At 38.7% G+C, this 24,194-nt stretch carries 19 protein-coding genes; 4 read left to right on the forward strand and 15 right to left on the reverse strand.

Annotated elements, in window-relative coordinates; translation table 11 throughout:
• Nucleotides 1-38: 38 nt before the first annotated feature.
• From brnQ to phoB, 3 genes are all read right to left on the reverse strand, one after another.
• On the reverse strand, nucleotides 39-1,376 hold the full coding sequence (gene brnQ, locus ACNARN_RS05085) for a branched-chain amino acid transport system II carrier protein (RefSeq protein ID WP_198619333.1): 1,338 nt from the start codon (nucleotides 1,374-1,376) through the stop codon (nucleotides 39-41).
• Between the two features lie 478 nt (nucleotides 1,377-1,854).
• The gene (phoR, locus tag ACNARN_RS05090; RefSeq protein ID WP_109371774.1) at nucleotides 1,855-3,153 is read right to left on the reverse strand and encodes a phosphate regulon sensor histidine kinase PhoR; all 1,299 of its coding nucleotides are present in this window, start codon (nucleotides 3,151-3,153) and stop codon (nucleotides 1,855-1,857) included.
• 23 nt (nucleotides 3,154-3,176) lie between these two features.
• On the reverse strand, nucleotides 3,177-3,866 hold the full coding sequence (gene phoB / locus ACNARN_RS05095) for a phosphate regulon transcriptional regulator PhoB (protein WP_075673984.1): 690 nt from the start codon (nucleotides 3,864-3,866) through the stop codon (nucleotides 3,177-3,179).
• 221 nt (nucleotides 3,867-4,087) lie between these two features.
• Here phoB and sbcD point away from each other — a divergent pair, with 221 nt between their 5' ends.
• The 3 genes from sbcD to ACNARN_RS05110 all read left to right on the forward strand — a co-directional run bounded on the left by sbcD (nucleotide 4,088) and on the right by ACNARN_RS05110 (nucleotide 9,776).
• Nucleotides 4,088-5,317 carry an exonuclease subunit SbcD gene (sbcD, locus tag ACNARN_RS05100; protein ID WP_196532321.1) on the forward strand — a complete coding sequence of 410 codons (1,230 nt, stop codon included), beginning with the start codon at nucleotides 4,088-4,090 and terminating at the stop codon, nucleotides 5,315-5,317.
• Nucleotides 5,317-9,018, forward strand: a complete 3,702-nt coding sequence (locus ACNARN_RS05105; protein WP_416304213.1) for an AAA family ATPase — start codon at nucleotides 5,317-5,319, stop codon at nucleotides 9,016-9,018. The genes sbcD and ACNARN_RS05105 overlap by 1 nt, the downstream gene beginning before the upstream one ends.
• A gap of 158 nt (nucleotides 9,019-9,176) precedes the next feature.
• Entirely contained in the window at nucleotides 9,177-9,776 is a 600-nt protein-coding gene (locus ACNARN_RS05110; RefSeq protein ID WP_109371780.1) for a nitroreductase family protein, read from the forward strand.
• A gap of 144 nt (nucleotides 9,777-9,920) precedes the next feature.
• Here ACNARN_RS05110 and ACNARN_RS05115 read toward each other — a convergent pair whose 3' ends face one another.
• The 6 genes from ACNARN_RS05115 to ACNARN_RS05140 form a co-directional block, all read right to left on the reverse strand.
• A complete protein-coding gene (locus ACNARN_RS05115; protein WP_198625983.1) occupies nucleotides 9,921-10,247 on the reverse strand; it encodes a type II toxin-antitoxin system RelE/ParE family toxin in 327 nt (108 codons plus the stop codon).
• Nucleotides 10,222-10,452 (reverse strand): ParD-like family protein, encoded by a 231-nt coding sequence (locus tag ACNARN_RS05120; RefSeq protein WP_198625981.1) that lies wholly within the window; start codon nucleotides 10,450-10,452, stop codon nucleotides 10,222-10,224. The genes ACNARN_RS05115 and ACNARN_RS05120 overlap by 26 nt, the downstream gene beginning before the upstream one ends.
• A 337-nt stretch (nucleotides 10,453-10,789) precedes the next feature.
• The gene (locus ACNARN_RS05125; RefSeq protein WP_198619330.1) at nucleotides 10,790-12,412 is read right to left on the reverse strand and encodes a bifunctional metallophosphatase/5'-nucleotidase; all 1,623 of its coding nucleotides are present in this window, start codon (nucleotides 12,410-12,412) and stop codon (nucleotides 10,790-10,792) included.
• 19 nt (nucleotides 12,413-12,431) lie between these two features.
• A complete protein-coding gene (locus ACNARN_RS05130) occupies nucleotides 12,432-13,208 on the reverse strand; it encodes a ribonuclease T2 family protein (protein WP_069368615.1) in 777 nt (258 codons plus the stop codon).
• 86 nt (nucleotides 13,209-13,294) lie between these two features.
• The gene (locus tag ACNARN_RS05135) at nucleotides 13,295-15,250 is read right to left on the reverse strand and encodes a bifunctional 2',3'-cyclic-nucleotide 2'-phosphodiesterase/3'-nucleotidase (protein ID WP_109371787.1); all 1,956 of its coding nucleotides are present in this window, start codon (nucleotides 15,248-15,250) and stop codon (nucleotides 13,295-13,297) included.
• 86 nt (nucleotides 15,251-15,336) lie between these two features.
• Nucleotides 15,337-16,521 carry a porin gene (locus tag ACNARN_RS05140; protein ID WP_232797549.1) on the reverse strand — a complete coding sequence of 395 codons (1,185 nt, stop codon included), beginning with the start codon at nucleotides 16,519-16,521 and terminating at the stop codon, nucleotides 15,337-15,339.
• 1,332 nt (nucleotides 16,522-17,853) lie between these two features.
• Between ACNARN_RS05140 and rdgC the strand changes: the two genes are divergently transcribed.
• Nucleotides 17,854-18,762 (forward strand): recombination-associated protein RdgC, encoded by a 909-nt coding sequence (rdgC, locus tag ACNARN_RS05145; RefSeq protein WP_198619327.1) that lies wholly within the window; start codon nucleotides 17,854-17,856, stop codon nucleotides 18,760-18,762.
• A 71-nt stretch (nucleotides 18,763-18,833) separates the two neighbouring features.
• On the opposite strand, the gene yedF is transcribed toward rdgC, so the two are convergent.
• From yedF to hypB, 6 genes are all read right to left on the reverse strand, one after another.
• Nucleotides 18,834-19,076 carry a sulfurtransferase-like selenium metabolism protein YedF gene (gene yedF, locus ACNARN_RS05150; protein ID WP_069368619.1) on the reverse strand — a complete coding sequence of 81 codons (243 nt, stop codon included), beginning with the start codon at nucleotides 19,074-19,076 and terminating at the stop codon, nucleotides 18,834-18,836.
• Nucleotides 19,073-20,299, reverse strand: a complete 1,227-nt coding sequence (gene yedE, locus ACNARN_RS05155) for a selenium metabolism membrane protein YedE/FdhT (RefSeq protein WP_198629928.1) — start codon at nucleotides 20,297-20,299, stop codon at nucleotides 19,073-19,075. The genes yedF and yedE overlap by 4 nt, the downstream gene beginning before the upstream one ends.
• 208 nt (nucleotides 20,300-20,507) lie before the next feature.
• On the reverse strand, nucleotides 20,508-21,527 hold the full coding sequence (gene hypE, locus ACNARN_RS05160) for a hydrogenase expression/formation protein HypE (protein WP_109371795.1): 1,020 nt from the start codon (nucleotides 21,525-21,527) through the stop codon (nucleotides 20,508-20,510).
• The gene (hypD, locus tag ACNARN_RS05165) at nucleotides 21,524-22,660 is read right to left on the reverse strand and encodes a hydrogenase formation protein HypD (RefSeq protein ID WP_075674243.1); all 1,137 of its coding nucleotides are present in this window, start codon (nucleotides 22,658-22,660) and stop codon (nucleotides 21,524-21,526) included. Before hypD ends, hypE begins: the two co-directional genes overlap by 4 nt.
• Nucleotides 22,647-22,913 carry a hydrogenase maturation factor HybG gene (hybG, locus tag ACNARN_RS05170; RefSeq protein WP_006535180.1) on the reverse strand — a complete coding sequence of 89 codons (267 nt, stop codon included), beginning with the start codon at nucleotides 22,911-22,913 and terminating at the stop codon, nucleotides 22,647-22,649. Before hybG ends, hypD begins: the two co-directional genes overlap by 14 nt.
• Nucleotides 22,904-24,151, reverse strand: coding sequence for a hydrogenase nickel incorporation protein HypB (hypB, locus tag ACNARN_RS05175; protein WP_198632083.1), 1,248 nt, complete (start codon nucleotides 24,149-24,151; stop codon nucleotides 22,904-22,906). The genes hybG and hypB overlap by 10 nt, the downstream gene beginning before the upstream one ends.
• Nucleotides 24,152-24,194: the final 43 nt, after the last annotated feature.

Genomic DNA, 24,194 nt, shown 5'->3' on the forward strand with positions numbered 1-24,194 from the left:
GTTTCCCTTTTTATGTTTAAATCAATGTGCTTTATCGCTTATTTAGTCACTTCAGTCTGGATCACTTTTTTACTCGGTGAGCCTGCAACCTTATCGTAAATACCACACACAACAATTGTCACCAATACAGGAATGAGCCATGCTAATCCCTGCTCACTTAATGGCAATTTAGTTGCCCACTCTGGTAATAAATGTTTCAGATAATCAGAGGCTTTTATTGCATCAAAAATACCGAAAAATAAGCTAACAGCCATCGCTGGCGCGATAATACGGCTTGGATTATTCCACAGACGTAAAGTGAAACTCATCAAAATAATCACAATACAAGGTGGATAAATCATAATCAGCACAGGAATCGAAAACGCAATCAGTTTACTTAATCCTAAGTTTGAAACAACCGCTGAGAATATCGCTAAAATCAACACTAATGTACGGTAAGAGATGGGCAAATAACGGCTAAAAAATTCAGCACATGCACAAGTTAAACCAACTGCCGTCACCATACAGGCTAAGAAAATCAGTAGAGCAAGGAAGAAGCTACCGAAGTCACCAAAAGTGTACTGAACATAGGCGTGTAAAATATCAGCACCATCTTGCGCCCCTGGAATAATGCTCCCACTGCTAGAGCCTAATTTAAACAAGCTTAAGTAAATAGCTGTTAATAATACGCCCGCAATAATACCCGCCCACATAGTGTAACGTGTTAATAATGAAGAGTTATCTATTCCACGAGAGCGGGCAGCATTAACAATCACGATACCAAAAACCATCGCCCCCAAGGTATCCATGGTGAGATAACCATTGATAAACCCTTGAGTGAAAGCCATTTCACGATAAGCATCTGTGGCAGGGATCACGCCACCAGCAGGCCAAAACACCGCAGCCACACCTAATACTGCTAATGCCAGAATTTTAATAGGCGCAAGAATATGACCAACACTATCTAATAACTTACCGGGATAAAGTGAAATACCAATCACAATTAAGAAATAGGCAATGCTATAAATCAGCAATGACATTTCTGTATCACCCACTAAAGGGGCAATACCCACTTTAAAAGAAACCGTTGCAGTACGAGGAGTTGCGAAAAGAGGTCCAACAGCAAGATAGGCAACAATAGCTAATAATAATCCCATTGATTTACCAATAGGTGTGCTTAATGCCTCGATACCACCACCGACTTTTGCTAATGCGACAACCGTTAAAACAGGTAAACCTACCCCTGTGATCAAAAAGCCAATTGCTGCTGTCCAAACAAATTCGCCTGATTGTAACCCCACCATTGGAGGAAAAATAATGTTGCCAGCGCCAACAAAGAGGGCGAATGTCATAAACCCTAATGCCAGAATATCTCTGGAAGTTAATCTATGTGCCATAAGTTTTGTTAATATATAGTTACAATAATGGTTAAATTACGCCAATATAGCGCAACATAAAATCAACAATATCTATTTAGGCTCATACCATCATTATTCAGGATAATGTCCATATATAATCATTTCATGTAGAGCAATTAGGTGCTAAATAGAAAAAATTGCCGATAACTGGTCACAAGTAAAACTTTTATAATGAAAAAAGGCAATAGCCAATCTAAAAACCAGAAGAATCATCTAAACTATTTTTCAGAGCTAGTTATAACTGTCATATATCATCGAATATGCATGATATGATTTGTGCATTTTATCACCAATAATGTTGAATATTAGCGTCATTTAAAGTTACCATTAATTAATAATATTAAAATTTAACGCTACGATATTAGTTTTTATTGATATTAAAAAGATTAAAAAAGGACAAAAAAACCTTTATCACTGATTGAATAGAAGTGATAAAGGCTTTAAAAAAGACATTCTGCTAGTGTGTTTTTTTAGCAGTAAGCAATGTTTGAGGAAGGATAAAAGAGAACGTACTCCCAACACCTACTTTACTTTCAATATTCAATTGAGAGTGATGGTGAAGCAATGATTTTTTCACAATCGCCAAACCTAAACCAGTACCGCCAGAATGACGAGAGCGAGCTTTATCTACGCGATAAAAACGCTCTGTTAAACGTGTTAAGTGTTCAGCGCTGATCCCCGCCCCATTATCTGAAACACTAAATAACATACCTTGGGGTATTTTCTTCCAACTCACTTTGATTGTTGTGCCCTCTTCAGTGTGATTAATGGCGTTATACACTAAATTAGAAACAGCACTACGCAATTGCTCTTCATTACCACGAACAGCCCACTCTTCATCAACATCAAAAACAATCTGATGTTGACCTTGGCTTAGTGAGTTCGCTTCTTGTTGTAATAAAGCCAAAATGGCAGGAATATCAACAATTTTGTTTAAATCAATATGAGGAGCGGATTCGATACGAGAAAGCTGTAAGAGTTGCTGAACAAGCGTATCCATACGTTTAGCCTGCTCTTGCATCGTAACGATAGCCTTATGCTCTGCGGGTTTTGCTACACTATTTTCTTCCATCATTTCAAGATAACCTTGAATAACGGTTAGTGGTGTTCTTAGCTCATGACTGACATTAGCAAAAAAATCACGTCGTGAGTTTTCTAGTTTATTTTTTTCTGTTACATCGCGCGCCACCATCAAGCGCTGATCTTCGCTATATGGCATCACACGAAACTCAACAATAGAGCCATTATTTAGTGAAATAGTTAAGGGGCGACTAAAATCACCTGCGGTAAAATAGTGCAAAAAATCAGGATAACGTAATAAGTTAAAAATATTTTGTCCATTATCATCAGGCCAACGAAAGCCTAATAGATGTTGAGCTAGACTATTACACCAAAAAATATTCCCTTCATTTGTCATCATCACAACAGCATCGGGTAAACTTTCAGCCCCACTTCTAAAACGTTTAATTAAGTCGCCTAATTCTCTGCGTCGTTTACGATTACGTTGTTGGGTCTGTCGAATACCATAAAAAATAGGCTCCCATCCCCCTCTCCCTTCCGGAGGCAATACAGAGCGATCTAACCATAACCATTTAGATAATTTCAGCAAATTATAGGCATGCCACACAAGGGCGCTGAGAAGCGATGCCACCAGCAACCAAGGAAGATGCCCAATAAAAAGCGATAATATAAAGGCAGGCAAGCAAAATAGACATAGCCCCCAAACGAGGGCTTTCCACGATAGTCGTTCTAACACCTGACGATTACTCCCATATTGACTTAGAAACGGGCAGAAAAACGATATCCCGTTCCACGTACTGTCTGTATCATTCTGTCATGGCCATCTTCTTCAATAGCCTTACGTAAACGACGAATATGCACATCAACAGTACGGTCTTCGACATAAACATTGGTTCCCCAAACGTAGTTTAGCAGTTGTTCTCTGCTATATACGCGTTCAGGATGTGTCATAAAAAAGTGTAGGAGTTTAAATTCGGTGGGGCCCATATCAATCGGCTTATCTTGACTTGTCACTCGATGAGAAACAGGATCAAGACCGAGTCCATTGAATTCAATAACATCTTCCGCTGACATCGGTGATAAACGCCGTAAAATCGCCTTCACTCGGGCAACAAGCTCTTTAGGTGAAAACGGTTTGATAACATAATCATCAGCACCCGTCTCTAGGCCTTGGACTTTATCTTCTTCTTCCCCTTTTGCCGTTAGCATAATAATGGGAATATCACGGGTATTACTTTCCCGCTTCATCTGTTTTATTACCTGCAAGCCTGATCCACCAGGGATCATCCAATCTAATAAAACCAGATCAGGGTAAGGGTCGATAAGAAAACTCAATGCAGAATCATAGTCTTCTGCTTCAATAGGTTGAAAACCATTTTGTTCCAAAACAAAACAGATCATCTCTCGAATTGCGGTCTCATCTTCAACAACAAGAATACGCCTTGCCATACTCTATCCTGTGTAATGTATATAGAGGGTCAAAATGATTATGATGCACTTTTATGACAGATTTATGACTAGCCTTAACATTACTGAAATAGATCCCTGTTGTTAAGGTAAATAAATCATTTTTTGGTGAAATATCACTCAAAAAAGGGAGTTATTGTTGAGTTTTCACTAAAAAAGCAAGGTGCGCTATACTCTTCACCAGATAAAAAAGAGGGATAGCAATGCGGATTATTCACACATCAGACTGGCATTTAGGGCAATATTTTTTTACTAAGACTCGAGCTAAAGAACACCAACAGTTTCTTGATTGGTTATTAGCACAAATTAAACATTACCAAGTCGATGCTCTGATTGTTGCGGGTGATATTTTTGATACTGGCTCCCCTCCAAGCTATGCCCGAGAGCTTTATAACCGTTTTGTTGTTGCTATTAGAGATACACAATGTCAGCTCGTTATTCTAGGTGGTAATCACGATTCGGTGGCAACACTAAATGAATCAAAATCACTGTTGGCGTGTTTAAATACGACCGTTATTGCCAATGTTCATGCTGAAACACCACAAGCTCCGTTAATTCTTCCTCAAAAAGATAACACTCCAGGAGCATTACTTTGTGCAATCCCTTATCTACGCCCTAGAGACATGATCAGCAGTAAAAGTGGGCAATCAGGTGCTGAAAAACAAACAGCCTTAAAAGAAGCGATTGCTGAATATTATCAAGCTCAATATCAAGCAGCTCTCGAATTACGTCAGCAATTAAATGTCGATATTCCCATTATTGCAACGGGTCACCTCACCACAATTGGAGCGAGTGTGACCGATTCCGTCCGTGAAATTTATATCGGCACCTTAGAAGCCTTTTCAGCAACCCTATTTCCTGAATTTGACTATATTGCTCTTGGTCATATTCATCGCCCTCAAGTGGTGAATAAATCAGGTCATATTCGTTATAGTGGCTCCCCTATTCCGTTAAGTTTTGATGAATGCGGACAACAGAAAAGTGTCTGTCTTATCGACTTTGAGCAAGAAAAATTAACTAACCTCACACTATTACCTATTCCTGAATTTCAGTTACTACGCACTATCAGTGGTTCATTAAAAGAGATAGCGATACAACTTGAGGATTTAAAAAAACAATACGGTGAAATAGATACCACTATTTGGTTGGATATCGAAGTTTCAACACAAGATTATCTCAGTGATATACAAACCCGTATTCAAGAGCTAACTAACGATCCGCTTTTTGATGTGATCTTATTAAGAAGAGCGAGAAAACAACGCCAAGCGTTCACTCAAAATGAGAACGAAACACTGACCGAATTAACCGTTTATGATGTTTTTGAAAGACGTTTAGAACAGCATGAGTTTGATTCAGAAGAAACTAAAACTCGTTTAACAACATTATTTAAACAAGCAGTTGAAATGGCAGAGAAAGAGGATAACGAAGCATAATGAAAATCTTAAGTCTGCGATTTAAAAATATTAACTCCTTAAAAGGCGAGTGGAAGATTAACTTTAACCAAGAGCCTTTTATCAGCAATGGATTATTTGCCATTACAGGCCCCACGGGTGCAGGAAAAACCACGCTGTTAGATGCGATTAGTTTGGCGCTTTATCATAGAACTCCACGATTAGATAAAGTCACGCAATCACAAAATGAATTAATGACACGTCATACCGCAGAGTGTTTGACCGAAGTCGAATTTGAAGTCAAAGGTGTGGCTTATCGAGCATTTTGGGAACAACGCCGAGCTAATTATAAAGAAGATGGCAATCTTCAAGCGCCACAGGCTGAACTTGTTAAAATAAATACAACAGGAGGCGAAGACAAAATATTAGCAAGCAAAATAAGCCAAGTGAAAGAGATGATCATTAATATTACGGGCCTTGATTTTGATCGTTTCACTAAATCTATGTTGCTTTCTCAAGGACAATTTGCGGCTTTTTTAAATGCAGATGATAAATCTCGTGCTGAATTACTTGAAGAACTCACTGGCACAGATATTTATCGCCATATCTCCCAATCTATCTTTAAACATTGGCGTGAAGAAGAACAAGCATTAAAAACACTAAAACAGCAAGCCGAAATGATGGCGTTATTAGATGAAAATGCTCGCCAAGCATTATTAACTGAACAAACCGATCTTTTTGCCAAAGAGAGCCGATTACAAAAAGAACAGCAGGAATATCAAGCAGCAAAACAGTGGCAAGAAAAAGAAATTGAACTTAATAAAAACAAAGTATTAGCACAAACCGAAGTTAACTTAGCACAAGAAGCGTTAATTGCTGCCAAACCCGATATTCAACGTCTTGAAAATAGCGAACCAGCAGAAAAAATCCGCCCAATTTATGATGAAAAGGATCGTCTATTAAAAGAACAAACCTATATTGAGTCACAACTCTCAACACTAACAGCAGAAAAACAGCTTATTGAACAACAGAGCCAACCTATTAATCAGCATTTAATCGAGGCTCGTAACACATTTAAACAGCACGATGAAAAAAAACAGCAAATATTGCAGCTTATACGTGAAAAAGTAGCACCATTAGATAATCAGTTAATCTTGCTACAACAAGATATTTCAGTAAAAACACAGCAAAAAAATACACTAGAAAAAACGCAATCAGAATATCTGGAAAAAATACAGTTAACAGAAGCCAAATTAGCTGGCTCACAAAAACAATTTAATGAATTAGACGAATATTTAAATCAGCATATAGCTCATGCTCAACTGGCTGAAAATTTACCGTTATGGCAACGTTATTTTGAGCAATATGATGAAATTACAGAGAAATATCTAATTAGCCAGAAAAGTGAAAAAGCTGAACAAGAAAAAGAATGCTTACTTAAACTCGAATTAGAAAAAACGACCAAAGCGCTAGAAGTGCAACAGTACAATCTTAACTTACAGCAACAACAATTAAGCGAATTACAAACACAACTTGAGCAACAAAATAAAGCTGATGCTATTGCGGATATCCCTCATCGTTTGCAACAAATTTCACAACAACGAAATGCACTCGCTAAACTAATGGGATTACAAACCCAATTACAACGCAATATCAAAACTGAATATCAATACCAAAAAAGCTATTCAGAAAATCAGCAAAAAATAGCAATGCTGACTGAAAGCATCCATAAAAATGACATTGCTTTAAAAGAGAAAGAACAACATCTTAAAGACTTAAACGATAATTATCTGCTAATACGAAAGTTAGCAGAATATGAAGAGGAGAGACAACGTTTAGTTAAAGATACCCCATGTCCTGTTTGTGGTTCGACCGAGCATCCTTATGTTGAAAAATATAAAGAAATTCAAACTGATGAAACAAAATTACGGTTAGATACCTTAACACAGCAAGTACATGCATTAACTATAGCGTTAGTGGAACAAAAAACACAGTGTGCTGGCTATCAAGCTCAAAACGAAAAGCTTAATGAAGATCTTGAGCAACTCACCCAAGATATAGCGACATTAAAACAACAATGGCGAACCTTAGCACAAACGCACACATTACCTGATGTTGATTGCGAAGAAGATGCTTTGGCTAAATTGGATGCAGAGCTTGAGAAAAAAGACAATTTACTCACACAAAAACAATCCAGCTATAAAGCGTTAGAAACCAAAATTCAGCAAGAATACAAACTGCTATCTGATACTAAAGAGCAATTTAATCAACAACAGCAAGCGATCCTTCATCAGCAAAATGAATTTGCGCAACAACAAAAAGAAGTCATCAATAAACAACAACAAACAACGCAATATCTTCAACAACAAACCCAGTTAACTCAGGAGCTTCAATCTCTTGTCAAACAGCAAGGTTATGAATTACAGGAATGTGAAGATAAAATTCAATGGCTTATTGCGCGTAAAAAAGAGAGCCAACAATATCAATCAACCTTAAAAACACATCACGAATTACAACAAACAATCCGCGAATTGTTATCAACACTGCAAGAAAGAAAACGCTATTTATCTGAAATTCAAAAAGAACTTGATGCTGTTTTAATCCATTTACAACAACTACATCAGCAACAAGAACAGCTCAAAGCACAACGCCAAGCGTTATTCGGGACACAAACCACCGAAGATGCGCGTAATGAATTAGATAAACAGAGTCAATTGTTACAAAAACAAATTGAGCAATATAGCGAAGAAAAAAACCGACTCGAAATCCGTTTAAATCAGCTTATTGGTCAATATCAGGAAAATGAAAAATCACTACAACGGTTACAAACGCGTTCACAAAACATTATTGAACAATATCAACATGCGTTAAAAAACAGTCCGTTTGCTGATGAAAATGCATTTTTAGCCTCTCTGTTATCAGTCGAAGAAAGAAACTGTTTACAAGAACAGCAAAAACAACGACTTGATAGATTATTGCAAGAAAAAACTCGCTTAGACACTCAAGAAAAGGCATATCAGCAGCACTTGTTACAACAACCGTTGTTATCGACTGAGCAAAATATTGAACAAATCACTACACATTTATTAGCACTAGAAACACAGCTGGCTCATATACAAGAAACCAAATTTCGCATTCAAGAGCAGCTGCGTACTGATGAAGAAAAACGCAAAGAACAACAAGCCTTACTCGACAAAATAACGAAACAGCAATCTCACTTTGATGATTGGAGTTACTTAAACGAATTGGTGGGATCTGCATCAGGAGATAAGTTCAGCCGTTTTGCTCAAGGCTTAACGCTTGATCATCTAATTTATTTGGCTAATCGTCGTTTAGAAAAGCTTCATGGTCGTTATTTCTTGCAACGTAAAACACCGGCAAGCCTTGAATTACAAATTGCCGATACATGGCAAGCTGATGCGCTACGGGATACTCGCACGCTCTCTGGTGGCGAAAGTTTCTTAGTCAGCTTATCGCTCGCCTTAGCGCTTTCAGATTTGGTCAGTAACAAAACTCAAATCGAATCACTATTTCTAGATGAAGGCTTTGGCACATTAGATCCTGATACCTTAGATATTGCATTAGACGCTCTTGATAGCCTTAACGCATCTGGAAAAATTATTGGCGTAATTAGTCACGTAGAAGCCATGAAAGAGCGCATTCCAGTGCAAATTAAAGTGAAGAAAGCGGGAGGATTAGGTATTAGCCAGCTTGCTCCTGAGTTTAGATATGTAGATAAATAGAATCTAAATCAAGTCGTTAAAAACTAGGTCGAATATTTTGACGTAACTGATTAAATTTTTTATATATCAATAAATCACTACTAAGCCCTATAGTATGTCCATAGATTAGCTCAAGCTAAGACACGCTTTAAGCGCTTAAATTTATCAAGGAGACAATCATGTCTAACGCATTTACTGATTTAATGAAAAAACGTAGAACAATTTATCATTTAGGTAATCAACTTCCAATTAGCGAAGACAGAGTCACTGAAGTTATCAAAGAAGCGGTTAAAGAGAGCCCAACTGCATTTAACTCACAAACATCTCGTGTTGTTGTTCTGTTTGGTGAACAACATCAAAAACTGTGGGATATCGTTAAAAATACCCTGAAAAAATTAGTACCCGCAGAAGCATTTAGTGCAACAGAAGCGAAAATTAATAGCTTTGCAGCAGGCGCAGGTTCAATTCTTTATTTTGAAGACACTGATATCGTAAAAGGTCTTCAAGAACAATTCCCATTGTATGCGGATAACTTCCCTGTATGGTCAGAACAAGCAAGTGGTATGGCGCAACTCTCTGTTTGGACTGCATTAGCAGCAGAGAACGTAGGTGCTTCATTACAACACTACAACCCAATTATTGATGACGAAGTTCATGCAACTTGGGATCTGCCAAAAACATGGAAACTAAGAGCTCAAATGGTCTTTGGTTCAATTGAACAAGAAGCTGGTGAAAAGAATTATATGGAAGATGATGCACGCTTTAAAATCTTCAAATAAGTGTTAGAACAGACATCTGACAAAAGACCCTAGCAATAAGTAATACCCTCTTTTTTTTACTTTCATTCCTTGCCCACAGCCACTGTGGGCTTTTTTTTGCCCATATACAACATAAAAGAAAGGTGGCATTAGGCCACCTTTCTTTTATGTTTTAATCAGTTTTAGATCAGTCTTTCGCTGTTTCTTCTGAGCATCATAGAAATTCTCATGAGAACCTATATGCAATAAATACAGTTCAAGCTTGTTTGCAACCCATGAGTAACCTAACAATACCGTTAAATCATTAAGCCTAAATTTATGTACTCTAAGATGAGTAAGATCGCCTTTTTTCTGTTCACCAATCAATGGATTATCAATTATTTGATCAATTTCATCTTCAATAATTTTCACATCTGATTCAGGCAACTTTTTCATTGCCTTTTCAAATCGTACAGACTGATAGACATCAATCTCTTTTTGTAGTTCGGACATATCGAGAAACCTTTTTGTTTTCGACTTCCGCCTGTGCCAGTAACAATTCTTGGATAAAGCTATATGGCAGATCAGGGTTATCTTCAGCTATACGCCCTATTTTAGCCCAGTGTTCAATTTGTTTAGGAACACTTCTGCTTTTCGCTTCCGCATGAATTTTAGCATCAGAGACAAAGTCTTCATCTAATCTTACGGAAATAGCCATGATTTACACTCCTAATACCTATCGGGTGTTACAACTTTATAGAATTAAAACGCTATAAATTTTTATGTTAATAACTCACGACAAAAAATGAAATCTTTTGTCGCTAAATGCAACAATACACCACAGATGATATGTTGTAAAGATTCCAACTTTGTTGCTTATGCCTTCATGCTCACTAAAAAAATACTTATTCTCCAATAAAAAGCATAAAAAAGAGCAAAGTGCGTAATGAATACAAAGGTAGGGATGGACCCTTTGTGTTCAACACTTTGCTCTCTTTATTTATTTACGCACCTCCCGTAAGAGGTGCGATTTTCACAAGGCGTATGAAAATACGTTATTTACGTGTGATGTTATTCGCTTTTGGTTGAGCAATTGGAGACTGCTCAGCAAAGTATTTCACGACTGCATCAACATCTGGCACGCTGTAAACTGGATCTTTACCTTCTTTCAGTACAGAGAAGTTACTACCACCTGTTGCTAAGTATTCGTTAGCCACAACACGGTAGTTCGCTTTCATATCTACTGGTTTACCGTCAATTTTCATTGATTCAACGATAACACGGTTGCCATTAGGTGCTTTGCTATCCCATGTGTACTGGAAGTTACCTGAAATTGCTAACACTTGTGGACGTGAACGATCCCATTGTTGTTCTAACAGGCGTTTGATTTGCTCACCTGTTAATGTTTGAGTTAACAGTACGTTAGAGAATGGCTGTACTGTGTAGATTGCGTTATAAGAAACGTCACCACCAGTCATATCAGCACGAATACCACCGCTGTTCATAAATGCGATTTGTGCGCCACCCGCATCTTTTGGTTTTGCAGTGTATAAATGCGCATCAGCGATCACTTGACCCAGTGCAGATTCACCCGCGTCGTTAGTTTGCTTCGTTAAATTACCTTCTAACTTACCAATGATACGGTTAGCTAATGGGGTTGCGATTTTTTCGTAAGCTTCTAACAGTTTGGTAACGGCTGGATCTTTTTCATATTTGCGGTTATCAACCCAAATATTACGTGCTTCAACGTCAACAACGTCTTTTGTTGTTTTGTCTAGTTTCAGATCGATACGCGTTAACATTGCACCATTTGATTGCGCAGATGTCACTGATTTACCGTTGATAGTACAGTTATAAGCTTGGTGAGTATGACCAGTCACAACGAAGTCAATCGCAGGATCTAATTGATCAACAACACCTAATACTTTACCCGTAATACCATTACATGCGTTGATATTCACAGGACCACCGTCACGACGTTGTGCAGCACCTTCGTGAATTAACACACCAATCGCTTGAACACCTTGTGCTTTTAACTGAGGCACTAATGCGTTGATTGTTTTCGCTTCGTTATGGAAGCTTAAACCTTCAGTACCTTTAGGTGTTACGATTGCCGCAGTACCTTCCAGTGTGACACCGATAAATGCAACAGGGATACCGTTAAATTCTTTGATAACATATTCAGGGAATAACGTTTTGCCTGTTTCATTAACAGTTACGTTTGCTGATAAGTATTGGAAATCAGCCCCTTTAAATTCAGTTGGACCTTGGCAACCCGTCACAGGGTGGCAGCCACCGTTTTGCTTACGCAGTAACTCGCCCATGCCTTTATCAAATTCGTGGTTACCCACAGACGTTGCTTCTAAGCCTGCTAATGATAATGCTTCGATAGAAGGCTCATCATGGAACATTGAAGATAACAGTGGGCTTGCACCAACCATATCACCCGCGGCAACAACGATGTTGTTCGGGTTATCTTTCTTCATTTCTTTGATTAATGTTGCCATGTGCTCGATGCCACCAGGTTTGTTTGGACCTGGCGCTTTTAGCGCACCGTGGAAGTCGTTCATTGCGATAACACGCACATCAACAACATTAGCTTCGTCGTAGTTCTTTGCACAACCAGCTAATAAGACTGAGCTTACTGCCAGTGCAACGAGTTTATATTTATGGTTCATTTAAAATTTATCCCTAAGATCAAAATTCACGTTTCGGACAATCAATGACTTCGAAATCTTTGCTATAACAGATATAGAATTCATCTCGATTAATTTGAATTTCCTTATCCTTCAATGATGGATTGTGTTCTTTTAAGAACTTAATCAATGCACTGTTTGAAGGACGGCCTTCTGGTAATACTAACGCTTCATACAACTCTTTTTGTTTACCAAAGAATGCATCTGGTGTATCAAACGCACATACACCGTGTTTTTCCCACTCACCTTGTAGTAAGTCGATACCCGGAGAATCACACAGATAAGGTTTGATAGCAGAGTATTCTAAAGGTGGTAAATCGCCTTTACATAAACGAGGATGCTTGCGTATGTCTTTCCAATCACGGCACTCTTCCCATGATTTACCATCACAGGTTTCAGCCCACAGCCCATGAACAATCCAACCAAATTTATTATCTGAGAAGCATTGGATTTCAAATTTATCATACTCACGTTTTGCACGATCTTTTTCATTGTCGTTATTTAACCGCTTAATGTTATTACTTTTATAATCACAAAAAGCGGGTGAGTAGTTAATCGCTAACTTAAAGTAATCTGTTGATGCTGTACTGTTTTGACCATAGCGATCATTAGAAGCAATGTAGTCGTAAGGTGCTGTTGGTGCATCAGGTAAAATACAAGATACGCCTTCAACTAATTTAGCTTGAGGTTTTAATGGTTCTGTAATTTCAGGTGCTTGCGTTGCACATCCTGCTAACACTAAAGCAAAAGCAGCAGGTAATAGCTTCATAAAGCGCATAAAATCCCCTTAAAGAGCAATAAGTTTTACTCTTTTGGTTCAAAAAGGTAAGAGAAGCCTGCCCAGAATGGACAGGCTTTAATGGCTTATTTCTTCTCTGTTAAATCAATTTTGTAAATTGCAAAACCGATTTCATCATTTTCCACAAAGGTCATTGGATATTGAGAGAAATCTTTAATAAATGCAGCCGCTTTCTCACTTGGTGACGTTTCAAAACGTACATCTAACGCTTTGTCAGTCTTAATAGGTAAGAATGACCAGTTGTTAGCAGCTTTAGTTGCAACTTCGCCTTTTTCTTTCGTTTGTTTAGCAATGTAAGACGCTAAGATTGCACGGTTTTCATCTGGAGATGCGAACGCAATATTTGCTTCACCAGTACCTGCAAACTTACCACCGTATCCACGGTAGTTATTTGTTGCGATCAGGAATGTTGCTTTAGGATCGATTGGCTTGCCTTCATAAGTCACGTCTTTGATACGATTCGCATCTTTATTAACGACTTGGCAATCAACGTCATATTTAGCTGGTTGAGTTAGGTCAACTTTATAGTTCACACCACTAATGGTATCGAAGTTATAAGTACGGAAACCATCCCAGTTGATTAGTTCTTGTGGTTTAGTTGAATTTGGATCAACTTGGTTCCACATACCCGCAGAACATTCTAACCACTCAACAACATCAGCACCGGTCGCTTTAACGACCACTAATGTGTTTGGATACAGGTATAAGTCTGCAGCGTTACGGAATGTTAAGTCACCTTTTTCAACTTCGACGAAGTCTGCTGGTGCATTTTTACGACCACCCGCTTTAAATGGCGCAGCTGCACCTAATACTGGTAAACCGTCTAAGTTCGGATCACCTTGAATAAAGTGTTTGGTGTAATCAACTTGTGCATCATTCACGATTTGTACAGTTGGATCGCTTTGTACTAATGCTAAGAAGCTGTACATGTTGGCAGAAGCTTTACCAATGTGTTTACCTACAAAATCACGAGTACCTTGGTGTGCTTTTTCGATGATTTGCGCTAATTCAGCATCACGTTCAACTAATGCTTTTTTGTTTGCTTTATCAAAGATAGGACGCGCTTCACCTGTTGCTTGTGTCATCACCCATTTACCGCTGTCGTTGTTGATAACCATATCAACGACACCTAAGTGATCACCCCATTGGCCAGGCATAACAGCAGGAACGCCATTTACAGTACCTTTAGCAACATCAACACCTTTAATGCCTTCAAATTCTTTGCTTGGGAATACGCCATGAGCGTGACCAAACATGATTGCATTGATGCCTTCAACTTCGCTTAAATAATAAACAGAGTTTTCAGCCATTGCTTTGTACGGCTCTGACGCAAAACCAGAGTGAGGAATAGCCACAATCAGGTCAGCACCCTCTTTTTTCATTTGAGGGACGAATTTTTTCGCTGTTTCTGTAATATCGTTTACAACGACCTTACCATCCAGATTGGCTTTATCCCAGATTAAGATCTGTGGTGGAACGAAGCCGATATAACCAATCTTGATAGTGTGTTCTTTACCATCACGATCTTTTACTGGTGTATCAACAATGATATAAGGTGTGAAATAGTTTTTGCCTGTTTTCGCATCCATCACGTTGGCGTTGATGTAAGGGAATTTAGCACCGGCAATGGCTTTTTTCAGGTAATCTAAACCATAATTAAATTCATGGTTACCAAAGTTACCTACTGTGTAACCCATGGTGTTCATCAGCTGGTGAGCTGGATGAGATTCGCCTTTTTCTAAGCCTTTAGCTGCTTGATAGTCAGCCAGCGGGCTACCTTGGATCAAGTCGCCGTTATCAACTAAAATCGCATTGGTTGCTTCAGCTTTTGCTGCTTTAATTAAATTAGCAGTACGGACATAACCAAACTGTTCTGTTGGTTTGTCTTTGAAGTAGTCAAAGTCGATTAAGTTACTGTGAACATCAGACGTCTCCATAATACGAAGATCGACTGTCGCAGCATTCACGTTGAATGCGACAAACATTGCTAATGTTGAAATTTTCAACACGTTCTTAACCATTACACACCCCTTATATATTGGTTAACAGGAGAGCGAAATCGCTCTCCTTTGGTTACTTCTATCAAACGGTAATGCTTTTGTCAGGACTAGAAGTACAGACGCATACCCGTTTCGAAGATATATTGTTTAGTGTCTTTATATGCTTCGTTGTCACTGCGTGCATCATCATATGCCATTTCAGCAAATAAACGTAAGTTGTTGTATTTAGATACCGCAAAACGTTTATCTACACCCACAGTATAGGTTTCTTTTTTGTAGTTGAAAGTGTTGGCATCACCATCACGCAGGTAGTAACCCGCATACATACCACTTTCAATACGATCCCAGTGCCATTTCACACCAACACCATATAAATCTGCTTTCCAGTCACCTTTAACAGAGTTCCATTTATAATCTTTTGAAACTGCATTACTTGCTAAAGTTAAACCTGAATTTTTACCACGAGATTGACCATAGTCTAAACCGATAGAAAATTCACGACCTGGGAAGAAGTATTCGGCACCAAATGCTAAGATACTGTTTTCAGGAGTTTTCCCTTGAACTGTACTCTTACTACTATGAGTCGCTTCACCTTTAGCGGCAGAGTAACCACCATCAAGCTCTAAACCGAAAGTTGATTTATAGAAACCCACTACTGAATATGCACGAGTAATATCACCAGTGGTACGAGTATTATCATCACCTGTTTTACCTGTTACAGTACCGGCTAATTTAAAGCCTTCATAACGGTTAGTTTCAATAAAGATAGTTTGTGGTAAACGGGTCATAAAGTTGTTTTTACCAACACCTTTACCATCAGCATAACCATTGCTATAACCTACGGCACGACCTAATACATCACTAAAGTAGAACACACCCGTGTTACCATAGCCGTAGCTTGATTTTTTCACCCAGTCGATTGGAATATAAGTACGACCAAACTGGATTTGACCATAATCACGATGAGAGAAACCGACATAACCCACACGGTTGTACATTTCAAAGTTTGATTTAGGGTTGTCACTGTTTGTTTTTTGAGTGTCTGAACCCCACTCTAATTTACCAAAGACTTTGATATCGTTAGTCAGTTCGTGTGAACCGAAGAAACCGATACGGCTACCATCATCCGTCATTTTCATTTCGTGATTTTGGCTGGTCACTTGTGTTTTTAAACGGAACTGACCATTTACATCAAAACGTGTACCTTTATCGTTATACACGTTTACCGCGTTTGCCGATCCAGAAAGAACCAACAAACCAACCAGTGCTGCTAGAGGCTTCAAGCTTTTCATGATTAAAATACCCATCTATCTATTTTCTATAGTTTTATGACTTTCTTTAAGGTCAAAAATAATACCGCCGTATATAGTTGACCTGAGATTCAGGCAAAAGATCTCTGCCACGAATTTCGAAAAAGAAAATCGCTCTCACAATTGATAATTTTTATAGCTACTAATTATGACTCTACAAAATTTTCTTAAAGGCTTTAATTTCCTTGACACAGACGTAATCACCAATAAGACACAAAAATAATATCCTCATTATATTTAAATAAGGGCATTGCTTTTATTTCTGTCAGGAAAAGAAATAGGTCGTTGAGTTTTCGATGGCATGTTACTCAAAAAAAAGCCCAACTTTCGTGATACAGTCCACAATTACACCAATGTGTATTTTCATGGTTACATACTCAAGTGATAGGTATCACAATTAAAGGTAAAGATACGTGTTTTTTGAACTTAATCAACTTTTTAAAAATAGCACTTTTAGATTTTTCTTTTATATTTCATTTCTTTATAAGACTCTTTTTTTTGCTAATAAAAAATTTATCCCCCTATTTAATATATTTAAAAGGAAGTATTAATTTTAACCACTAAATAAATAACACTAAAGATTTAAATATTGTTATTCCTAATTAATAATTTTTTATCTTTATATTTATTTCTTATTTAAATAAAGGCAAAGTCGAATTTAAATACAATTTAACTAGTGGTAACGAGTAACATCCCATCATAAAAAGAATAATTATCTGTAAATATTCAAAAGAGAAGCACAAGAATGCTATTCAATTACAATATCTAATCAATACGTACAAGTAACAACAAAACCCAATGAAACATTACAAAATCTAAACTATAACACTGGTTAATATAAAAAGCCCAATCGTGCTCTTTTAACGATATTTGAAAAAAAAATATCAATATTTGTGATCTTAATCACTTTGTTGATTGTGAAAAATCCCCTCATACATTTTCCTTATTTTGTGATAATAATCACACAAGAGCGTCAAGAATATTTTTGTTTTGTAAATTAATGCAGAGATAAATCTGAAAGTGATTTCAGTTTGTAAACAAAAAAGAGTGTAAAAATAAAATCTTGTGATTATTGTCACATAATGGTTTGTACTAAAAATCATGCTATTTCATTATTAATATTCTTAATCAATCTAATTCAGATAAGAATAAAACTCATTATCATAGAGTAGATTTACTAATTATTCGTTTCAGCTTTTTTTATCTTTTTATTAAATAACACGGTATAGATTTTCTTTTAAAGGATATTACCTTTTAGATACCCTAAACATTCAGTATCATATTGTAGTAAATAATGATTAAGGGGAATGTCAGATGCTGTGGTTTAAAAATATTTTAGTCTATCGCTTAAATAAAGGGATAGCACTGTCAATGGATGAGTTAGAACAACAGCTTGCCTCATTGGCATTCACACCTTGTAGTAGCCAAGATATGACTCGGACAGGTTGGGTTTCGCCGATGGGTGATCGCGGTGAAGCGCTTATCCATGTTGCTGGCAAACAAGTCATGATGTGTGCACGGAAAGAAGACAAAATTTTACCTGCGACAGTTATTAAACAAGCACTGCAAGACAAAGTTGAAAAACTTGAAGGTGAGCAAGGACGTAAACTGAAAAAAACAGAGAAAGCCACCTTAAAAGATGAAGTGGTGCACACTCTGCTTCCTCGTGCTTTTAGTAAATTCTCACAAACATTTATTTGGCTCGATTTAGAAAAACAACTCGTTATTGTTGATTCGGGCAGTGCAAAACGCGCTGAAGATAACTTAGCCTTGCTGCGTAAGACCTTAGGTTCATTACCTGTTGTTCCTTTGAACTTCAATGAATCCGTTGAATTAAAAATGACAGAGTGGGTACGCTCTGGAGAACTCCCAGCTGGCTTTACCTTGATGGATGAAGCAGAACTAAAAGCGGTCTTAGATGAAGGTGGCGTTATTCGTTGTAAGAAACAGGAATTAGTCTCTGATGAAATTGCGACGCATATTGAAGCGGGTAAATTTGTCACCAAACTCTCTGTAGATTGGGAAGATCGCCTGCAATTTATGCTTTGTGATGATGGTTCTATCAAACGCATTAAATTCAGTGAAACTTTACGTGAGCAAAATGATGATATTGATAAAGCCGATTTTGCCCAACGTTTTGATGCCGACTTTATTTTAATGACCGGTGAACTCAGCGCTTTAATTGAACGAGTCACCGAAGTCCTAGGCGGCGAAGCAGAGTAATAATATTATTCAAGAAAACAGCCTATCATTCTCTATGTATAGGCTGTTTTTTATTTAATGAAAAATAAAGATTATTTTTGAATTAAATAACGAATAGTTGGACCATCTTGTTGAATATCTAACACGGTATAACCGTAGTTTTTCGCATCAAGTGGAATATTGTTGATTGATTGAGGGCAATCACTGACCACTTCTAAAATCTCGCCTTTTTTCAGTGATGGCATAGCTTCAAGCGTTGCCACCGCAGGGTAAGGACAAGGTTCACCGACCATATCTAGACGATAATCAGGAACAATGGTGTCTTTCTGGCTCATGCGATTTCCTTATTAATCTGGGTTGAAATAGAGTGTGCTTGTTGTGCTTTTTTACGAAAGAAATGTTTCTCCCACCAAAGCAGCAACACAAATGACAGACCCAACATCAGATATGTCACGCCTAATCCGCCTACAGGCCCAAAAGTATCAAGTAAATTAATTTTGTCGTAATCAGTCGCTAAGATGGCTGAAAAATCATCCCAATAATAAGCGAGTAACGTCGAACCAATCACATTGCCTAATCCAACCCACCAAAAGTGAATTTGACCTTCAACAGCGCGATACATCCAGCCAGTTTCACACCCACCAGCAAGCACAATACCGAAACCGAAGAGTAAGCCGCCAACTACGGCATTAGGACCCGCCCACATAATTTTAGGTGATGCACCTAATTGGACATAGCTAAAGATCCCAATGGCACTCACCGCCATACCGATGATAATCGCTTTTGCCATATGGGTTCTGCCTGTTATCCATAAGTCACGGAAAGCAGAAGTAAAACAGATTTGTGCACGTTCAATTAAAATACCAAAACCAATACCGCCTAGCATGGCGAAACCCAGTTTTGGTGAATCAAAGAGAATAATTAAAGACCACGCAATCATGGCAAAAAAGATAACCATTCCCAATCTAAAGCGACGTTTCGCACGTTGTTTATCTTGAGTGATAGGTGACGCTTGGCTGACTTTTTGCAGTTTTACTGGAATACGGAACAGTGGCATCAATGACAGCTTAGCACCGAAGTAGGAACCGACTGCCGTTGCAACCGCAAAGAACCAAGCATGTAAAGAGAACTGAGGAATACCCGTAAAGAAGGCAGCAAGGTTACAACCCATTGCTAAACGAGCACCAAAACCTGCGATGATCCCACCTAGAACAGCTTGAAGAATACGAATTTTATGTTGAGGATGACGAAGTTTGACGTTATTGGCCCAAAGAGCCGCCATAATGCAACCTCCAAACATCCCGATAATCATCACGCCATCAATACGCGTTAATGGCGTACCTTCAAGACCGATGATTTTAAAATAACCCCATTCTTCAGGATGAGCACCGAACCATTGCATAACGTGACCACCCCAGCGGGTAAACTCACCAGTGACAGCCCAGAAAGTGCCGGTTAAACCAAAGTAATAAGTTGATAAGATACCTGCCGCGATAACTGCTGGAAGAGGCTTCCAAAAACGGATCAGGTATTGAGATTTAAATTCTGACCAAGACATGTTTTTTCCTAGAACTAACCTCTACGAGAGACACTCTCCACGCAGTAGGATGAGGCGAACATGTTACTCCAATAATTTTTTTATCAAAGAGTCAGTATTCAGATAAATGAGAGAAATTTGCGTTATAACAATTTTTTGTAACAAGTGGGTAACTTATCCCACTTATAAATTCAGTGAACATTTCCATTTATAAGTGGGGAATAAGTGTTTAGCAGATACGAGGTAAAGGCTCGTTATAAGGTAGGTCGAGGATACGACTAGTACCGAAAATGCCTGTTAAACGAATATAATTATCCGTTGTGACTTCGCCAATCGTGCAAGCGTCTTTGCCTAAAGCATGTTGATGCAGTGCTTCAAGTACTTGTGCTTCCGCTTCAGGTGAAACCACTAAAACAATTTTTCCTTCGTTAGCGAAATTAAGCGCTTCAAGTCCTAATAATTCGCATACACCACGAACGGATTGTTTCATAGGTAATTTGCTTTCATGCACGTTCATGCCACAACCGCTGGCTTGAGCAAACTCATGCAAAATCGCTGTCACACCGCCTCGAGTTGCATCACGTAATGCTTTAATTCCTTCGATTTGGCGTAAAGGGGCAATCATTGGCTCAAGAACCGCGCAGTCACTTTGCAGATCCGCTTCAAGCCCTAAATTTTCACGAAGATTCAGGATTGTTGCACCATGATCGCCAATAGTGCCACTCACTAAGATCTTATCGCCTGCTTTAATGTTTGATGCAGCCCAATGAATTTTGGTTGGGATCACACCAATACCCGCGGTGTTAATAAAAATCTTATCCGCAGCACCACGAGGAACCACTTTCGTATCACCCGTAACAATTTGAATGCCCGCTTGTTGCGCGGCTTTTGCCATTGCCATCACAAGGGTTTCTAGAGTTTCAAAAGGAAGTCCTTCTTCCAAAATAAAACCACATGAAAGGTAACGAGGAACTGCACCACCAACAGAAAGATCGTTAGCCGTCCCGCAGACCGATAATTTACCAATGTTTCCACCAGGGAAAATAATGGGATCGATGACATAGCTATCTGTACTAAAAGCAAGACGATCGCCCAGTGTGGTTAACTCATTTAAGGCGATCCGCGCTTGATCTTCTTTTTCATTTAATAATGGATTATCGAACGCTTTTAAAAATAGTCCTTCGATAAGTTGCTGCATACCTTGCCCGCCGTTTCCTTGGGCTAAGGTGATTTCATCAGGTTGTTTCATATATTACCTTCACGGCGATACTGATAATAAGCCGCACATGCACCTTCAGATGATACCATCAAGGCACCCAATGCCGTTTCTGGTGTACAACTTTTACCAAAGAGTGGGCAATCGGAAGGTTTGCATCGTCCTGTTAATACATCGCCACAGCGAGATTGCGGATTATCAGCCACTTTCTGCGGGGCGGGAGTAAAACGTAATTCAGCATCAAACTCAGAATAAGCAGGTGTTAATTGAATACCTGACATTGGGATTTCACCCAATCCACGCCATTCACTGGTTTCTTTTAACATAAACACTTCGCTAAGTGCTTTTTGAGCCAACTTATTACCTTCATTCGGTACAATGCGACTATATTGGTTTTCAATACTTAAAACATAATCTGTATTTTCTGCTTTTGCTTTAAGTTGTTTAATGACCATCAGTATAGCTTGTAATAAGTCTAATGGTTCAAATCCTGTCACGACAAAAGGCTTTTCAAATTCGTCACATAGCGGTTGATATGGCGTACAGCCAATCACCATACTCACATGCCCTGGAGCAATAAAGCCGTCAATGCGAACATCATCTTGTTCTAGTAGACAACGTAAAGTAGGCACGATAGTAATATGCTGACAAAACAGAGAGAAATTTTTGAGTCCACGCAATTTCGCTTGTTGTAGCGTCATTGCAGTACTTGGCATCGTAGTTTCAAAACCTAAACCAAAAAAGACGACTTGTTTATCTGGGTTATCTTGTGCAATTTTGAGGGAATCGAGCGGTGAGTAGACAATACGAATATCACTGCCACGACGACGCGCATCCAGCATTGAGCCATTACGTCCCGGTACTCGCATTGCATCACCAAAAGTACAGAATATGACATCAGGACGGGCTGCAATTTCTAAACAAGCATCAATTCGCCCCATCGGTAATACACAAACAGGACAACCCGGTCCATGAACAAATTCAATTTCTTCTGGTAATAAGCGATCTAGACCAAATTTAAAAATGGCATGTGTATGCCCACCACACACTTCCATAATTTGTAATGGCCGTTTAATAGGATGAGGCCATTGTGAAATAGTTTCACGGATTTGGGCTAGTAAGGCTTTCGCAAGTTCGGGATCACGAAATTCATCAACGTACTGCATCATCAGCCTCTTCGAGGGTCACACCATAGACATGCTGTAATGCATCAAGGGTATCTTGTGCTTCTTGCTCATCAAGAATACTCATGGCAAATCCCACATGAATAAGTACCCATTTGCCTAATAATTCACTAGGTTCGCCTTCACATACCATCGAAATATTAACAGCACGTTTGACGCCACTGACTTCGGCATAAGCGAGTTGGTGGACGTCTTCGCCCACCTCAACAATCTTAGCTGGAACACCTAAGCACATAAACGACTCTCCAACCAAGCTAACCACTCTTCCATGCCTTCACCCGTTGTTGCTGATAACGCAATGATTTCGATATTTGGGTTAACACGGCGAGCGGATTCAATACAGGCTTGAACATCAATATTCAGATGTGGCACTAAATCAATTTTGTTGATAATCATTAAATCAGCCGCAGCAAACATATGCGGGTATTTCAGTGGTTTATCTTCACCTTCAGTGACAGAAAGAATCGCAACTTTATGCTTTTCACCCAGATCAAAACTGGCAGGACAAACTAAGTTACCCACGTTTTCAATAAAGAGAACGCTGTTATCTTGTAAACCTAATTGATGTGTCGCATCATGCACCATTTGTGCATCAAGGTGACAACCTTTTCCTGTATTCACTTGGATCGCTGGCACACCAGTTTCACGGATGCGATCCGCATCATTAGTGGTTTGCTGATCGCCTTCGATCACCGCGCAAGGCACCCGTTGAGCTAACTGTTTTAATGTTTGTGTTAATAGCGTTGTTTTACCGGAGCCTGGGCTTGAAACTAAGTTTAATGCCAATACATTTTGTTGTTCAAAATGTTCACGGTTATGAACAGCAATGCGGTTATTTTTATCCAGCACATCCATTTCAATTTTCAGCATACGCTTTTGGCTAATACCGGGAGCATGTGTTCCCGCTTCACCTTGGCCATAATGCATATTCTGATTTTCAATCACAGGGCTAAATTGCTCTTCGTGCTCATGTTCGTGATCGTGGTCATGATCATGTGCATGATCGTGGCTGTGAGAATGATGATGTGAATGCTCATGGTTATAATCATGAGAATGATCGTGACTGTGAGCATGGTCATGATTGTGTGAATGATCATGCTCATGATGATCGTCATGTCCATGATGATGTTCATGGAAAACAGGCGCTTCGTTTAGCTGTGCATCGTTATGAAAATGGAGATGAACATCACCACTGTTATGGTAATAGTGGTGATGAACGATGATAGGCTGACCATGTGTTTCGTAGTTATGTTTATGCTTTTGTTCAGACTTATCAATATATTTATGAACAGTATTCGCTGGAGTAGCATTGTGTTCATGATGATGATCATGCCCGTGATGGCTGTGATCATGATGATGACCGTGGTCGTGATGATCATGGTCATGAGAGTGATGATGGTGGTGCTCATGTGAATGAGGCTCTACGCCTTCAATTCTGACATTGCCTTCGCCACAACCGCAAGTGCTACACATATTCTGACTCCTGTACTATTCAATAAGAAGAATGTGACTCTGT

The sequence above is a fragment of the Proteus sp. TSJ240517 genome, assembly GCF_047921575.1.
Lineage (GTDB): Bacteria > Pseudomonadota > Gammaproteobacteria > Enterobacterales > Enterobacteriaceae > Proteus.